Raw genomic sequence first — 15078 nt, 5'->3', positions numbered from 1 at the left:
ATTTTACCAAAAAATTAAATTTGTGGGAAGTAAGAATAAATTAAAGCGGTTTAAGGAAAACGAAACTTTTGAAAACGTTTTCCAACCAACAAGAGAAGAAGTTGTAGGGGAAGAATTTCCGTTAAAAGGCAAATGGAATTTAGACTTTTTTAAAAATGACAATCCAATTATTATCGAATTAGGTTGTGGCAAAGGGGAATATTCAGTTGGTTTAGCCGAACGTTATCCGGATAAAAATTTCGTCGGAATAGACATAAAAGGTGCCCGATTTTGGCGCGGTGCAAAAACAGCTGTTGATGCCGGAATGTTCAATGTGGCTTTTGTTCGGACGCAGATTGAGTTAATCAATTTTATTTTTGCTGAAAATGAAGTAGACGAAATCTGGATCACTTTTCCCGATCCTCAAATCAAATACAAACGGACAAAGCATAGAATGACCAACTCAGAATTCTTGCAGTTGTACAAAAAAATCCTGAAACCAAACGGCATTGTAAATCTCAAAACCGATAGCGAATTCATGCATGGTTACACCTTAGGATTGTTGCATGGCGAAGGTCACGAAGTCTTATACGCCAACCATAATGTATATAAAAATGAAGGCGCCCCCGAAGTGGTAACGGCTATTCAGACTTTTTACGAAAATCAATATTTGGAAATCAACAAGGCAATTACGTATATTCGTTTCAAAATCAAATAAATGCTGTTTTTTTTACCACTTGTTTTAGGTTTTTGTATTGCTTTTTTGGCGGTTATTCTTCCGGGTTTAATCAATATGACAGCAGCGAAAATTAGTACGCAAGAAGGTAAAAATGTAGCCATTAGTTTTGCAGTTGGCGCTTCGGTAATCATATTTTTTCAAACGTTTATTGCCGTTTTATTTGCCCGATTTATAAGCAATCATCAGGAAATTGTTTCCACACTTCAGGAAATTGGTATTTTTGTTTTTTCGTTACTAAGCATCTATTTCTTCTGGATTGCCAAAAAGCCCAAAAAAATCAAAACCGACAGCAAAGTCAAAGGGAAATCGAATCGTTTCTTCTTAGGAATATTGTTATCAACTCTCAATTTATTACCTATTCCATTCTATGTTTTTGCAAGTATGAGTTTGGCGGCTTCGGGCTATTTTAGTTTTGATAAAATTCCTGTTTCTTCTTTTGTCGTTGGCGTTGTCTGCGGTTCGTTTACGGTTTTTTACATCTACATCGTAGCCTTTAAAAAAATTGAAAAGAAAACCGAATTCCTAATGCGAAACATCAATACTATTATTGGTTCGGTAACCACTTTTATGGCTGTTTTAACTTTATTCAAATTACTCTACAAATAATGGAAGCTAATTTTTTTGAAAGAGTTTATGCCATCGCAAGAAAAATTCCTGAAGGGAAAGTCACGTCTTATGGAGCTATTGCTAAAGCATTAGGTACAGCGCGTTCCGCCCGAATGGTAGGCTGGGCAATGAATGCCTGCCACAATATGGAAGATGTTCCAGCACACAGAGTCGTCAACAGAAAAGGATTGCTTACGGGTAAACACCATTTTGATGGCACGAACTTAATGCAGCAATTATTAGAAAACGAAGGAATCATTGTTATCGATAACCAAATTGTCGATTTTGACAAACACTTTTGGCAGCCTGAAGTTAGTAAGCCGTAAATTATTCGTTATAACTTTTTCAAATCAACACTATCTCTTTTTTATTTTATACTGACGAATTTATAAAAAGATGTACATCTTTTTAATGAAACATGTACATCTTTTTAATGAAACATGTACATCTTTTAAAAAATTCTTCCTTATCAATTTATTTATCAGTCAGCATTGCTTCAATTTTACATCAGTATGAAAGGCTTTTGAATAGGAACTAACTACTTTATATGGCTATCAATATTTTCAATCTGTTATCGGTTATTTCTCTGTAAATCCTATTATCTTTGCAATCTGTATTCAGTCTTAATAAAAGATTGTAAATAGTTAATAGTTAGTCAACAAAATGAAATTAGATAGAAAAGAAATCCTTTCAGCATTGGAAACAATTACCATTGCAGGAGAAGGAAAAAATATGGTTGAAAGTGGTGCAGTTAAAAACGTACTGATTTTTGGCAACGAAGTAACCGTAGATTTACTAATTGCAACACCAGCTATGCACATAAAAAAACGTGCAGAAGATGATATCAAAAAACTAATCCACGAAAAGTTTTCTCCCGATGCTGTGGTGAAAGTGAATATCAAAGTCGAAGCACAAGCAAATCCAAACGAAATCAAAGGAAAAGCAATTCCAGGAATCAGTAATATTATTGCTGTAGCATCAGGAAAAGGTGGCGTTGGAAAATCAACGGTAACTGCAAATTTAGCAGTGACTTTAGCTAAAATGGGTTTCAAAGTTGGAATTCTCGATGCCGATATCTACGGGCCAAGTATGCCAATCATGTTTGATGTCGAAAACGAAAAACCAATCTCGGTTGAAGTTGATGGTAAATCTAAAATGAAACCGGTTGAAAGTTACGAGATAAAAATTCTTTCTATCGGATTCTTCACAGCGCCAAGTCAGGCAGTTATCTGGCGTGGACCAATGGCTTCAAAAGCATTAAACCAAATGATTTTCGACGCCGATTGGGGACAATTAGATTTCATGCTAATCGATTTACCACCAGGAACAGGCGATATTCATTTGTCAATCATGCAATCGCTTCCAATTACGGGCGCAGTTGTCGTGAGTACGCCACAAGCCGTAGCTTTAGCTGATGCCAAAAAAGGAGTTTCAATGTTTTTATCAGATAGCATCAACGTTCCGGTTTTAGGAATTATCGAAAACATGGCCTACTTCACTCCTGAAGAATTGCCAAACAACAAATATTACATCTTCGGAAAAGAAGGTGCTAAAAGCCTTGCAGAAGATTTACAAGTACCATTTTTAGGTGAAGTTCCATTAGTGCAAAGCATTCGCGAAGCCGGAGATTACGGTCGACCTGCTGCCTTGCAAACAGCATCGGTAATCGAAAAAGTCTTTGAGGAAATTACACGAAATGTGGTACAGGAAACCGTAAATAGAAATGAAAGTTTGCCACCAACCGAAGCAATCAAAATAACAACCATGGCTGGATGTTCAGCTGTTAAAGGTAAATAATCATGACCAACGAAGAATTGATATTAAATATCGAAAAAGCACTTGACGAGATAAGACCGTTTCTAAATTCAGATGGTGGAGACATCAGTTTGGTTTCCGTAGAGGACGATAAACATGTCAAAGTTCGTCTACAAGGTGCTTGTACTTCCTGCAGTTTGAGTATTAGTACGATGAAAGCTGGTGTAGAAACTACGATTAAGAAATATGCGCCACAAATAGAAACGGTTGTAAATATCGCCTAGTTTTTATGATAAAAATCATGAGTTAAGACTTTGCAACTTTGCAACTTTGCAACTCTGACCCGAGCCAAAGGCGAACGGACGAAGTAAACTTAAAAAAATGATTGAAACTGATATACTAATAATCGGTGCCGGACCAACCGGACTTTTTGCTGTTTTTGAAGCAGGATTATTAAAACTAAAATGCCACCTTATTGATGCGCTGCCACAAATAGGCGGTCAGCTTTCCGAATTATATCCTAAGAAACCCATCTATGATATTCCGGGTTACCCAGAAGTTTTAGCGGGCGATTTAGTTTCCAATTTAATGGAACAAATCAAACAATTCCAACCAGGATTCACCTTGGCCGAAACTGCGGAAACTATAGATAAGTTAGACGACGGAACATTTATTGTTACTACAAATAAAGGAACAAAACACCACGCCAAGGCCGTTGCTATTGCCGGAGGTTTAGGAACATTTGAACCTAGAAAACCCGAAATAGACAGGATTAGTTTCTATGAAGAAAAAGGAGTAGAGTATTTTGTAAAAGACCCGGAACTTTTTAGAGATAAAAAAATAGTCATTGCCGGAGGAGGTGATTCAGCTTTAGATTGGAGCATTTTCCTTGCAGATGTTGCTTCAAAAGTTACTTTAATTCACAGAAGAAATGAATTTAGAGGCGCGTTAGATTCGGTTGAAAAACTACAAGAATACAAAAAACTAGGCTTAGTAAATTTAATTACACCCGCCGAAGTTATTGCGCTTCATGGTGAAGATAAATTGAATGCAATTACCATCGATAAAGATGGCAATCAAGAAACTATTGAATGCGATTATTTCATTCCGCTTTTTGGACTTACACCAAAACTCGGCGCGATTGCTAATTGGGGATTAGAAATTGAAAAAAATGCTATCAAAGTTAATAACGCTTTAGATTATCAAACCAATATACCAGGTATTTATGCTATTGGAGATGTGAATATTTATCCAGGCAAACTAAAACTAATTTTGTGTGGTTTTCATGAAGCAACTTTAATGTGTCAAAGTGTCTATCAAAGAATCAATCCGGGAAAGAAATATGTACTTAAATACACCACCGTTTCCGGAGTTGATGGTTTTGATGGCACTCGGAAAGAAGCAGAAAAAGCAGTAGTAAAATCAATAGACTAAATGCCACAAGACATCACTATAAAAATCATCGACCGTAAAGGTATTACCCACGAAGTGCAAGCACCTACCGACATGAACTTAAACATCATGGAACTTATTCGGATGTATGAACTTGCTGAAGAAGGAACTATTGGAATTTGTGGTGGCATGGCCATGTGCGCTTCTTGTCAGTGCTATGTTTTGAACGATGTCATTTCATTAGAAAGAAATCCCGATGAAGAAGCGATGCTTAGTGAAGCTTATCATGTAAAAGAGAACAGTAGACTCGGCTGTCAAATTCCAATAACTCAAGCCATAGACGGATTGGAAATAGAAATTGCTCCGGAGCAATAAAAAAAACTTGACAAAATCAAACGATTTCATCAAGTTTTTAAACTAACAAAACCTAATTTAGTTTACCTCATAAATTGATTTTACCCTCGATTTGGTTGCAGAGTGTAACACGGTAGAAGTTCTGTTAAAGCAGACCTTAGCCAAATAATTATAATAAAAATGAATAATAATATTTATGTTACATTTTATAGATTTTTGATTTAAAACTGATCTATGTTTTGCCAATTGTAGCTTGAGTTTTTTACAAAATCTAAGACTAAATCCTGCATAGCATACACAAAAGGATTTTCATTTGCTGATGGATCGGCTCTTGAATTTAATAATAACGCCACACACATTCCGTTATTGTGGCGCATAAAAGCGGTTCGTGTTCCAGGCAAACTGCCGTAGTTAAACCATACGTTTTCAGCACTCCAAATACCAATTCCGTTAGCATAACCCGAATATGCTGATGAAGGTGTAGTAAATGCTGTTATGCTGGCTTGATTAAGAATATCTGGTCGGGTTGTAAAACCATCGGCAGCTGTAATCAATTTTAGCACATCGGTTGCAGTACTCATTAACCCGCCGTCAGCGTCTCTTCTTGGAAAAGCTATAGTGTATACAAAAGAAGCGTCATTACCTTGACCGTAATATTTAACTTCATTCGCTTTTCGTTCGGCTTCGGTTTTTCCGGCAATGTCTGTCATTGTAACTCCAATTGGAGCTAAAATATCTTCTTTAATATAGTTGATATAAGTCTTGCCTGATTTCTTTTCAATAATTCTCCCTAGTAAATTATAGCCAACATTGGTATAATCGTAGGTATTGCCTGGAACATTTGGATTAGGGCGTGTGTTTAAAATCCAATCAAATAACTGTTGATAAGTATAACTCGGGTTTTGATCTATAACATCACCACCAGTTGCTGAACCCCATGAGCCAGAAGTATGCTGCAATAGATGTTTCACCTTAATGTTTAATAAATTTGAATTATACGGGGATGTTCCGTAGTCATTCCCCAAAATGCCTCCTGTCCCAAAAACGGGACTCTCTAAAGTGAATTGCCCATCTTGTATTAGCTTCATAATAGCAATGCCAGTATAGGTTTTTGAAAGACTTGCCAAACGAAATCTAGAGTTTACAGTTACGTTTTCGTTAGTTTCAACATTAGATTTTCCATATCCTTTCACATAGACCAATTTTCCATTTTTGCTTATGGCTAATGAAGCTCCGGGAATATTATACAAATTCATAAATGCGGTAACTTTCGAATCAACTGAAGCGATGTCAGTTTGAGTTGTTGATGGATTTTCTGAAGAATCACTGCTGCTGCAAGATGAAATGATTAATGCAACAAATAAAATAGATAATTTTTTCATTTTTGAGATATTTAATTTTTAGACATAGTAACTGTGCCAGTAGCACCTTGAGCACCCAAAACGCTGCCTGAACAACTAGTATAATTGTTTGAAAATTTTAATTTCCACTTAGTGCCGTTATTGTAATTGATTTTTAACGAATCATTGGTGTAGGTGTAACTTCCAGGAAATTCTTGACTGCTAAAGGCTAAATCAATATTCTTAAGCGTGTTGTCAGAATATATAATCAAATCGAAGGCATAAGGATTAGAAGCGCCAACAATTTGCTGTTGTCCTGACCAATTTCCTATAAAAAGGTTTTTGACATCTGTTGAATTGTCATCGTCTTTACTGCACGAGAATAAAGAGAATAAAGCAATAAATACGATTGTTTTTGATAATGTTTTCATACTAAATAAAGGTTTTGTTAAAAATCAATTTTATAACAAAAGCAGGAAATTTGAAAACAGTAAATGCGTAGTTGGGTTAATCAAAAGTAGTTATGTGCTATTTTTGACTGTATCAAAAAATGATAAATGACAATAATTAGGACAAATTTGTTGTGTCTTTTTTAAACTCGGTTGGAGTTTGTCCTGTAATTTTTTTGAAAGAAGAATAAAAAGCCGACTTTGAATTGAATCCTGCTTCAATTCCAATAGATACTAATGTATAATTCGAAAACTCAGGGTTTAATAAGTAATTTTTGGCCTCTTCTACTCGAAGAGAGTTGACATAATCAATAAATCCAATACCTAATTCGGCATTAATCACACGTGATAAATAACTTTTACTTAAATTAAGTTCTTCGGCAATTTTATCAAGTGTTAAATCACTATCTAAAAAACGTTTTTGGTCAATAATTAAATTTTCTAATATAATTATATGATTGTTTTTTTGTTTTTCAACAATAGAATAAGTCGCTTTGGTTTCTTTAGAATATTTTTTTAAATTTTTTCGCTCTTCGAGAATGCCAAACTTATAAATTCCTATATAACCTAACCAATACGTAACTAATGATATTCCAATCCACAAGGGATAAAATGAAATTTTAGTATTAATTATGACTAAATACATTAAATACATCCAAATGAACGTTAAAACAAACAAGTAAACTAGGATTTTTTTTAACCAATTTAATTTAATCTGAATTTTATCGAATTTAAATTCACGGTTTTCTTTTTCGAAACGTCTAATTTTTATAAAAAGATATACATAAATAAATAGATTTAATGCAATGGCAAAAAGTTCAATTAGCGTTGGGAAGTAACTAAACACATTGTATAACGCATCATTTTTGTAATCAATTGCGATTAAAATTTTATAGGAAAAACTTGTTAAAAAGCCTATTATGAAAGGAATGAAAAGTAATTTTTGTTTAGCGCTGATTTTTTTTTCAGGATGTAACGATTTACAGATGTATAAAAAAGTAAAAACAGGAATAATAAGGCACCAAGGCGTATAAATGTAATTATAAAATGGGAGGTCTGAAATTATTTTAGTGTCAAGAATGTAGTATTGCAAGTTATTTAATGAAAAACAAGCTAACAAACCAACTAAAAATAAATTGGTTTTGTTTTTATATTTTTTATTTACTAATACAATAAATGCAAAAATAAATCCTTGAAGGATTCCAGCAAAAAGGACACTATTGTAAAGGTTAAAATTCAATTCTTTAGGTCTTAATTGTTAATTTTTAACAGCGCTTTTGGCAAAATACGTTCTACGAACTTTGTATAAGCTATAGTTGATGGATGTAAACCATCGCTAGCGACCAAATTAGTTTGGGCTAATCCTAATCTAGTAATGTCAGTAATGTTTATGAAAGTTATATTGTTTGCAATGCAATAGTTTTCTGCAAATGTATTATAATTATCAATCTGTGTAGAAATTGTAGTGTTTCCATTCCCAAAAGGAGTATACGCATAATCAGGAATTGAAACTACAATTACATTATTTTTGTCGCCTTTTGCTTTTTGAATTGCTGTCGTAACCAACTCCGGAAATTCTTGTTCATATAAACTAAAAGGTTTATTTTGATATTGATTGTTTACGCCAATTAACAACGTTACTAAATCATAATCATTAGTTGGATTTTCAGTTGCAATTGCAGATTTTAAATTGGTCGTTGTCCAACCTGTTGTTGCAATAATTTGAACCTGAAAAGTATCATTTGTATTTAAATATTTCCCAATGCTGTCTTTCAGTTGAACTGGAAAACGACAGGTTTCACAAACGCTTTGACCAATGGTATAACTATCGCCAAGAGCCAAATATTTATAATTTTTTGGAGCTAATACAACAGCGCTATCAGTACTGCAACTTGAAAACGATAGCCCAATAATGGCAAGAAATACTATTTTGTAAATGATTTTCATGAATTAAGCTAATTCTAAATTTGCTTCAATTTTTTCTTCAATGGCATTCCAAAGACCAATTCTTTTTTCGAGTGCTAAAATTGAAATTTCTTCAACATCGTTCCATTTTTGAACATCGTCTTTACAAAGTTCCGTAATCATTTCCATTGCCATTGGTCCGTGTTCATCTGCATCTAATTCGATATGTCTTTCGAAGTAATAAATCAGTTTTGATAAGTCAGTTTTAGGGAAGTTATTTTGAAAGTTTTTTAAAATTTCGGTAAACATATTCGGAATCAAATCTTCTCTGCCAAAAGTGAATGCTGCAGCAATTTTATGCGCTTTACCTTCTTCAATAACACGGAAACTAAAATCTAAAAATGCTTTTATTTTAGGATGTAAATTACTTTTTTTTATAGAAATAAAAACGTTTTTAGTTTCAACTACATTTTGTAGAAAAGTATATAACTCGTCAGTTTTTGCGCCACAACTTTGCATGGCTTCAACGTACATTTCAAAATGGCTTAATCTTTTTCCGTCTAGAGTTAAGTCACTTTCTTCTGCTAGAACGATTTCGTTAATTAGATAACGTGTTTCCGGATTTTGAGTAGCAATCCATGGTGTAGTTGTGCATGTTAATTTGCTTTGCAATGCCTTTAATAAAGACATAAAATCCCAAACGGCATACACATGATTTTCCAAAAAGTGATGCAAATCATCCATAGTTTTCACTTTCTCGTAAAGCGGATGTTGAAGCAAAATGTCTTTTTGTGATTGAATTTTTTCGTTGATTATAGAAATGTTCATAGCAAATTTTTAAAATATATACGTTTACAACAACCGAAATCATTTAAAATCGTATAAAAGTAAAAATGCTTCCCGTAAATGAGAAGCATTTTATATCAATTTTATCTATTGTTTAATCTTATTTAAACGCTGGAATTCCTGTAATATCAGCACCTGTAATCAACAAGTGAATATCATGTGTTCCTTCATAAGTAATTACCGATTCTAAATTCATACTGTGACGCATGATTGAATATTCCCCGGTAATTCCCATTCCACCTAACATTTGACGTGCCTCACGAGCGATATGAATCGCCATGTCAACGTTGTTTCTTTTTGCCATTGATATTTGCGCTGTAGTCGCTTTCCCTTCATTTCTTAAAACACCTAAACGCCAAGTTAATAATTGTGCTTTGGTAATTTCCGTAATCATTTCCGCTAATTTCTTTTGTTGCAATTGAAATGAAGCAATTGGTTTGCCAAACTGAATTCTTTCTTTAGCATAACGCAAAGCGGTATCGTAACAGTCCATTGCAGCACCGATTGCGCCCCAAGCAATTCCATAACGAGCCGAATCCAAACATTGCATTGGTGCACCTAATCCGGATTTTCCGGGCATTAGATTTTCTTTTGGCACTTTTACATTATCAAAAATCAATTCTCCTGTTGCCGAAGCACGAAGTGACCATTTATTATGCGTTTCAGGAGTTGTAAATCCTTCCATGCCACGCTCAACAATCAAACCGTGAATTCTTCCTTCTTCATTTTTTGCCCAAACCACAGCAATATCTGCAAATGGTGAGTTTGAAATCCACATTTTGGCACCATTCAACAAATAATGGTCGCCCATGTCTTTGAAGTTGGTGGTCATGCCACTCGGATTTGAACCATGATCCGGTTCGGTCAAACCAAAACAGCCCATAAATTCTCCGGTAGCTAATTTTGGCAAGTATTTTTGACGCTGTTCTTCGGTTCCAAATTTCCAAATAGGATACATCACCAAAGAAGATTGTACAGACGAAGTTGAACGCACACCCGAGTCACCTCTTTCAATTTCTTGCATAATTAAGCCATACGAGATTTGGTCTAAACCAGCACCGCCATATTCTTCGGGAATGTAAGGACCAAAGCCTCCAATTTCACCCAATCCTTTAATGATTTGTTTCGGAAATTCAGCACGTTGAGCATAATCTTCTATAATAGGAGAAACTTCGCGTTTGACCCACGCACGAGCCGAATCACGAACTAATTTGTGTTCTTCCGTTAATAAATCATCTAAATTGTAATAATCTGGAGCTTGAAATAAATCTGGTTTCATCTTTTATATCTTTTACGAAAACGTTTGCAAAGCTAAAGAATCTTAACCAAAATTCCCATGAACAATTGTTATAATTTTTAGAAGCTTTTGCTAGATTGAAGCAACTACTATTTTATTTTTTTAAATTCGGCTTTTTTGGTAAGTAGAAATTCCAAAATAGTCAATTCATCTTTTTCAATTACAGTTTTTGATTGCGGATCTGATTGGCAATAATCGAGAAACCTTGGAATTTCTTCATTTTTTAATTCTAGTGTTTTAGAAAAAAAGGTTTCTTCAAAATTAGCTTTAGCGTACTCTTTAAACGATAATGGACCTTCTTTATCTGCTATTTGTACACTTTTGTGTTTAAATAATTTTCCTATCATTTTTCCAATCTGGATTAAATCCATTCCTAATGGTATTTCTCCGGTATAAATGTCTTTATTTACGGGGTTTGATTGTTGTTTTTCCAGTTGTGCCATCTTTATGCCATTATAGGAAGTAGCTTCCATTTTTATGGCTTTTATTTGTCGTATCTCAACTTCTTCAAGCGGAATCGGTTTCTCAATTAATTTGATGAGAAAGTAGCTTTTTTCAAAGTCTTCGGCTGTTAGGGTATATTTCTGATCGGCAAAGTTTTCAGACATAAAAACAATGACATCATTGATTTTGGCCTCTATATCAAATTCGCCCAAAGAATTGGTTTGGGTGATTTTTTTAGTATCAAAATTGATAACATCGACATTTATTTGATAACTATCCTGATAGGATACCTTTCCATGAATGAGTTTTTGATTTTGCGAAAAACAGTTACAAGAGAGCAATAAAAATAAGATAGAAATAATTTTTGCCATGGGTATTTGAATTTGTTTTACTTCAGTAACTAAAGTTAATCAAATCCCCGCTGTTAAATCTGAAGAGTTTGTTAAAGTTTCAATGCAGTAAGTAAACTTACATCTTTAGATAAAAATTCTTCGTCAATGTTATGTAGTCTTCAGTGTATTGATGACGTGTAGTTTCAATAATCAATTCGTCAATTGAAGTTTCTTTTGAAACTCTTGAGAAAGCTAATAAACTTCTTTTAATTTCTGCGGTTGGTGTTCCTTTTACACGGCTGATTTTAAAAGGATATAATTCAAAATGGTTGGCTAAAGCAATGAATTTTTCTTCTTCTTTAAAAGGGATAATTACGGCAAAAATTCCGTTTTCTGAAAGCAATAAATGAGCAGCTTCAATCAAATCTTCAAAAGGCAAAGCGTCTGCAAATCTTGCTAAATCTCTTTGTTCGTTTTCGGTTTTATAATCTTCAGTATAAAAAGGAGGATTGGAAATGATAATATCGTACTCGTCTTCGGGTTCATCTATAAACTCGTCTAAACCGGCATGAAAACAAAATAATCTGTCGCTCCAAAGTGAACTTTCAAAATTTTCTACAGTTTGTTCGAAAGCGTTTTCATCAATTTCGATGGCGTCAATTTGTTCGGCATTGCTTCTCTGTGCCAACATTAAAGATAAAATACCAGTCCCGGCACCAATGTCCAAAACAGAAAAAGGATGATTGTCAATTGGGCACCAAGCGCCAAGCAAAACTCCATCGGTACCGATTTTCATGGCACAACGATCTTGATTAACGGTGAATTGTTTGAACTGGAATTTAGACAACTTAGATTTTTAGATTGTTATGCAACTTAGATTCTTTCTAAAAGCCGCAGGCATTTTTATCATTAAAGAAGCGCATCTTGTATAATAATCTAAAGATACATTTCGATTAAACCTTCAGGTAAATCCATGACGACTTTTTTGTTCTTGCGGTCTATTTCGACTAAAAAATGGTCAATCATAGGAATAAGTAGTTCGACATTGCCATTTAAAACCTCAAATAAGGGTTGGGCAGTGGTATCATTTATAGAAACAATTTTTCCAAAAACACCTAAACGTTTGTCTTCAATTTCAAATCCAATGACTTCATGAAAGTAAAATTTGTTGCCTGAAAGTTTAGGTAAGATAGAAAGCGGAAGATAAACATCACAATTAAGAATACTATCGGCTTCTTCTTCAGAGTCAACATCTTCAAATTGTACACGAAGAAAATCATTTTTGTGCAGTGAACTGTTTTCAATAAAAAATGGAACCAGATTTTTGTTGAACTCAACAAATACTGATTCCATATTTTCATATAATTCGGGTTCGTCTGTATCTAAATAGAGTAGAACTTCCCCTTTGAAACTAAATTTTTTAGCAATTTTACCTAAATAGAAACAATCTTCTTTACGCATAATTGCTTGAAGTATTAAGCTTCAGTTTCTTCGCTAGCTTCTTCAGCAGCAGGAGCTTCTTCAGTTGCAACTTCAGCAACAACTTCTGGAGTCTCTTCTACAGTAACTTCAGCAACAGTTTCTTCAGCAGCAGGAGCTTCTTCAGCTACAACTTCTGGAGTTTCCTCAACGGCAACTTCAGTTACAGCTTCTGGAGCTTCATCAGCAACAGCTTCAACAGCAGTTTCTTCAGCAACTTCTTCTTCTACTACTTTTGCAGCTTCAACAGCGGCAGCAGCACGTTTATCATTAGCAACTTTTTCAGCTTTTAAAGCTTTTGCTTTAGCAGCTTCCTGAGCTTTTGATAAACCTTCTTTTTTAGTGTCAACTTTTCCAGCTTTTTCTTCCAACCATTTAGCCAATTTTGCATCAGCTTGCTCTTGCGTTAAAGCTCCTTTGCGAACTCCACCATCAAGGTGATGTTTCATCAAAGCACCTTTGTAAGAAAGGATAGCTCTAGCAGTATCAGTTGGTTGTGCTCCATTGTGTAACCATTGAACCGCTTGGTCAAGGTTTAAATCAATAGTTGCAGGATTGGTGTTTGGATTGTAAGTCCCTAATTTTTCAAGGTATCTACCATCTCTTTTTGATCTAGCATCGGCTGCTACAATCCAGTAAAAAGGTTTTTGCTTTTTACCGTGTCTTTGTAATCTAATTTTTACTGACATAATCTTTTTGATTAATTTGAGGTACTCGACCTCGTTATTTTTAAGGGTGCAAAGATAACTTTTTTTTGAAAAGAAACTAATCAAACAGCATCTTTTTAAATAGTAAGTAACTGCGACCTCTCACTTTAACATTATTTTTTTAAAATTTAGTTAGCATTTTTATATTAAAAAGTTATTTTTGTGGATAAATACTTTGAAAAATGAAAAGATTTTTGCCCCTATTTATAATTGCTGCGGTTTTTTCTTCTTGTCAAGAAGATGTGAAATTTAATAATCCTGGTTTTCAAGGATTAAAAGATGATGTTTTTTGGAGAGCCAATGATGCAAGAGCCTATGTATCATCAACAGGAAAGTTAAGCATTGAAGCATTAACAGAATATGAGACAATTACTTTAAATACTAGTAGTGCTAACGTAGGCACTTATGTTCTAGGTACTACAAACATTAATAATACCGCAACTTATTCTTCAAATTTTAATGATACAGCATTGGAATATGCTACCATTGCTGTTCCGGGTCCGGCTTCAAGCATAAGTTTGGTTAATGGAGGAACAGGTTATAGTAGCGGAACTTCTCTTGCAACCACTGGAGGAGCAGGAAGTGGACTAACAGTAAATATTGTAGCAAATGCCTCTGGAGTTGTTACAAGTTTAACCATTTCATCAAGAGGGAATGCTTATTTAGCTGGAGATTTAATTACAGTTGCGGGAGGAAATGTTAATTGTAAATTTAGAGTTACAAATGTTCAAAACAGTAATGGAGAAATAAAAATCACGGAATATGACAATGTCAATTTTACAGTTTCAGGGAAATTTAAATTTAATGCTGCCAATTCAAATGGGAGTCCTTTTGGTGGACCAATCTTGAATTTTCAATATGGAGAATTTTACAAAATTCCGATTTACCCATCAATTTAATTTAAAATAGTAATTAACTAAAACCATCTTAGGATGGTTTTTTTTTGTTAATGTAATAATAAAGTCCAAATTAATAGCAGTTTACATTTTATTTAAACTACATTTGTATTCGAATTTTAAATAAATAATATGAATATTTTTGTTGGGAGTCTTCCGTTCAGTATTGACGAAGCAGATTTAAGAGAGTCTTTTGAGGCTTATGGTGCGGTTAGTTCCGTAAAAATTATTACCGATAAATTTACTGGAAGAAGTAAAGGATTTGGTTTTGTGGAAATGGAAAATGACACAGAAGCTGAAAAAGCTATTCAAGAATTAAATGGTGCTACTGTTGACGGTCGTACTATTGTGGTTAACAAATCAGAGCCAAAACCAGAAGGAGAAAGAAGAACTTTTAACAACAACCGTTCAGGTGGTGGTGGTTATAATGGTGGTGGAAATTCTCGCGGTGGTGGAAGCTACAACGATAGAAATAGCGGTGGTGGAGACAGAGGAAGATACTAGTCTACACATTCTGCATAATAATTTAAAACCATCTCAACAGAGGTGGTTTTTTTG

General features: G+C 34.2%; 19 protein-coding genes. 9 read left to right on the top strand and 10 right to left on the bottom strand.

Annotation, left to right across the window (positions count from 1 at the left end):
- Positions 1 to 22 precede the first annotated feature (22 nt).
- The 7 genes from trmB to QWY90_RS12590 all read left to right on the top strand — a co-directional run bounded on the left by trmB (position 23) and on the right by QWY90_RS12590 (position 4846).
- Positions 23 to 697 carry a tRNA (guanosine(46)-N7)-methyltransferase TrmB gene (trmB, locus tag QWY90_RS12620; protein ID WP_290286316.1) on the top strand — a complete coding sequence of 225 codons (675 nt, stop codon included), beginning with the start codon at positions 23 to 25 and terminating at the stop codon, positions 695 to 697.
- Positions 698 to 1324 (top strand): LysE family transporter, encoded by a 627-nt coding sequence (locus QWY90_RS12615; RefSeq protein ID WP_290286315.1) that lies wholly within the window; start codon positions 698 to 700, stop codon positions 1322 to 1324.
- The gene (locus tag QWY90_RS12610) at positions 1321 to 1650 is read left to right on the top strand and encodes an MGMT family protein (protein WP_290286975.1); all 330 of its coding nucleotides are present in this window, start codon (positions 1321 to 1323) and stop codon (positions 1648 to 1650) included. The genes QWY90_RS12615 and QWY90_RS12610 overlap by 4 nt, the downstream gene beginning before the upstream one ends.
- A gap of 337 nt (positions 1651 to 1987) precedes the next feature.
- Positions 1988 to 3121: an Mrp/NBP35 family ATP-binding protein gene (locus QWY90_RS12605; protein ID WP_290286314.1), complete on the top strand. Its 1134-nt coding sequence runs from the start codon at positions 1988 to 1990 to the stop codon at positions 3119 to 3121.
- 2 nt (positions 3122 to 3123) lie between these two features.
- Positions 3124 to 3363: a NifU family protein gene (locus QWY90_RS12600; RefSeq protein WP_290286313.1), complete on the top strand. Its 240-nt coding sequence runs from the start codon at positions 3124 to 3126 to the stop codon at positions 3361 to 3363.
- A 97-nt stretch (positions 3364 to 3460) separates the two neighbouring features.
- Positions 3461 to 4513 (top strand): NAD(P)/FAD-dependent oxidoreductase, encoded by a 1053-nt coding sequence (locus QWY90_RS12595; RefSeq protein ID WP_290286312.1) that lies wholly within the window; start codon positions 3461 to 3463, stop codon positions 4511 to 4513.
- Positions 4514 to 4846, top strand: coding sequence for a 2Fe-2S iron-sulfur cluster-binding family protein (locus tag QWY90_RS12590; protein ID WP_290286311.1), 333 nt, complete (start codon positions 4514 to 4516; stop codon positions 4844 to 4846).
- Positions 4847 to 5046: 200 nt separating this feature from the next.
- Here the strand turns inward: QWY90_RS12590 and QWY90_RS12585 are convergent, their stop codons facing one another.
- From QWY90_RS12585 to QWY90_RS12540, 10 genes are all read right to left on the bottom strand, one after another.
- The gene (locus QWY90_RS12585; RefSeq protein WP_290286310.1) at positions 5047 to 6207 is read right to left on the bottom strand and encodes a serine hydrolase domain-containing protein; all 1161 of its coding nucleotides are present in this window, start codon (positions 6205 to 6207) and stop codon (positions 5047 to 5049) included.
- Between the two features lie 11 nt (positions 6208 to 6218).
- A complete protein-coding gene (locus QWY90_RS12580) occupies positions 6219 to 6596 on the bottom strand; it encodes a hypothetical protein (RefSeq protein ID WP_290286309.1) in 378 nt (125 codons plus the stop codon).
- Positions 6597 to 6732: 136 nt separating this feature from the next.
- Positions 6733 to 7854: a helix-turn-helix domain-containing protein gene (locus tag QWY90_RS12575; protein ID WP_290286307.1), complete on the bottom strand. Its 1122-nt coding sequence runs from the start codon at positions 7852 to 7854 to the stop codon at positions 6733 to 6735.
- Between the two features lie 11 nt (positions 7855 to 7865).
- A complete protein-coding gene (locus QWY90_RS12570; RefSeq protein ID WP_290286306.1) occupies positions 7866 to 8561 on the bottom strand; it encodes an SGNH/GDSL hydrolase family protein in 696 nt (231 codons plus the stop codon).
- A gap of 3 nt (positions 8562 to 8564) precedes the next feature.
- Positions 8565 to 9347, bottom strand: coding sequence for a DUF3050 domain-containing protein (locus QWY90_RS12565; RefSeq protein ID WP_290286305.1), 783 nt, complete (start codon positions 9345 to 9347; stop codon positions 8565 to 8567).
- A gap of 118 nt (positions 9348 to 9465) precedes the next feature.
- Positions 9466 to 10644, bottom strand: coding sequence for an acyl-CoA dehydrogenase family protein (locus QWY90_RS12560; RefSeq protein WP_290286303.1), 1179 nt, complete (start codon positions 10642 to 10644; stop codon positions 9466 to 9468).
- Between the two features lie 107 nt (positions 10645 to 10751).
- The gene (locus tag QWY90_RS12555) at positions 10752 to 11477 is read right to left on the bottom strand and encodes a BamP family beta-assembly machinery protein (RefSeq protein ID WP_290286302.1); all 726 of its coding nucleotides are present in this window, start codon (positions 11475 to 11477) and stop codon (positions 10752 to 10754) included.
- A 97-nt stretch (positions 11478 to 11574) separates the two neighbouring features.
- The gene (locus QWY90_RS12550; protein WP_290286301.1) at positions 11575 to 12234 is read right to left on the bottom strand and encodes a tRNA1(Val) (adenine(37)-N6)-methyltransferase; all 660 of its coding nucleotides are present in this window, start codon (positions 12232 to 12234) and stop codon (positions 11575 to 11577) included.
- Between the two features lie 140 nt (positions 12235 to 12374).
- Entirely contained in the window at positions 12375 to 12899 is a 525-nt protein-coding gene (gene rimM / locus QWY90_RS12545) for a ribosome maturation factor RimM (protein WP_290286300.1), read from the bottom strand.
- Positions 12900 to 12913: 14 nt separating this feature from the next.
- Entirely contained in the window at positions 12914 to 13606 is a 693-nt protein-coding gene (locus QWY90_RS12540) for a 30S ribosomal protein S16 (protein WP_290286298.1), read from the bottom strand.
- 200 nt (positions 13607 to 13806) lie between these two features.
- On the opposite strand from QWY90_RS12540, the gene QWY90_RS12535 reads away from it, so the two are divergent.
- Entirely contained in the window at positions 13807 to 14523 is a 717-nt protein-coding gene (locus QWY90_RS12535) for a DUF6252 domain-containing protein (protein ID WP_290286297.1), read from the top strand.
- 129 nt (positions 14524 to 14652) lie between these two features.
- Complete coding sequence (gene rbp / locus QWY90_RS12530; RefSeq protein ID WP_290286296.1) at positions 14653 to 15024, top strand: RNA-binding regulator; 372 nt, start codon at positions 14653 to 14655, stop codon at positions 15022 to 15024.
- Positions 15025 to 15078: the final 54 nt, after the last annotated feature.

The sequence above is a fragment of the Flavobacterium paronense genome (genome assembly GCF_030409795.1).
Lineage (GTDB): Bacteria > Bacteroidota > Bacteroidia > Flavobacteriales > Flavobacteriaceae > Flavobacterium > Flavobacterium paronense.
This window is presented reverse-complemented; position numbering and strand designations above follow the sequence as displayed.

Bases quoted from the DNA above. Each gene is read 5' to 3' on its own strand.
- QWY90_RS12615 (WP_290286315.1), top strand. From the start codon at position 698: ATGCTGTTTTTTTTACCACTTGTTTTAGGTTTTTGTATTGCTTTTTTG.
- QWY90_RS12605 (WP_290286314.1), top strand. From the start codon at position 1,988: ATGAAATTAGATAGAAAAGAAATCCTTTCAGCATTGGAAACAATTACC.
- QWY90_RS12600 (WP_290286313.1), top strand. From the start codon at position 3,124: ATGACCAACGAAGAATTGATATTAAATATCGAAAAAGCACTTGACGAG.
- QWY90_RS12595 (WP_290286312.1), top strand. From the start codon at position 3,461: ATGATTGAAACTGATATACTAATAATCGGTGCCGGACCAACCGGACTT.
- QWY90_RS12590 (WP_290286311.1), top strand. From the start codon at position 4,514: ATGCCACAAGACATCACTATAAAAATCATCGACCGTAAAGGTATTACC.
- QWY90_RS12585 (WP_290286310.1), bottom strand. From the start codon at position 6,207: ATGAAAAAATTATCTATTTTATTTGTTGCATTAATCATTTCATCTTGC.
- QWY90_RS12580 (WP_290286309.1), bottom strand. From the start codon at position 6,596: ATGAAAACATTATCAAAAACAATCGTATTTATTGCTTTATTCTCTTTA.
- QWY90_RS12570 (WP_290286306.1), bottom strand. From the start codon at position 8,561: ATGAAAATCATTTACAAAATAGTATTTCTTGCCATTATTGGGCTATCG.
- QWY90_RS12565 (WP_290286305.1), bottom strand. From the start codon at position 9,347: ATGAACATTTCTATAATCAACGAAAAAATTCAATCACAAAAAGACATT.
- QWY90_RS12560 (WP_290286303.1), bottom strand. From the start codon at position 10,644: ATGAAACCAGATTTATTTCAAGCTCCAGATTATTACAATTTAGATGAT.
- QWY90_RS12555 (WP_290286302.1), bottom strand. From the start codon at position 11,477: ATGGCAAAAATTATTTCTATCTTATTTTTATTGCTCTCTTGTAACTGT.
- QWY90_RS12550 (WP_290286301.1), bottom strand. From the start codon at position 12,234: ATGAAAATCGGTACCGATGGAGTTTTGCTTGGCGCTTGGTGCCCAATT.
- rimM (WP_290286300.1), bottom strand. From the start codon at position 12,899: ATGCGTAAAGAAGATTGTTTCTATTTAGGTAAAATTGCTAAAAAATTT.
- QWY90_RS12540 (WP_290286298.1), bottom strand. From the start codon at position 13,606: ATGTCAGTAAAAATTAGATTACAAAGACACGGTAAAAAGCAAAAACCT.
- QWY90_RS12535 (WP_290286297.1), top strand. From the start codon at position 13,807: ATGAAAAGATTTTTGCCCCTATTTATAATTGCTGCGGTTTTTTCTTCT.
- rbp (WP_290286296.1), top strand. From the start codon at position 14,653: ATGAATATTTTTGTTGGGAGTCTTCCGTTCAGTATTGACGAAGCAGAT.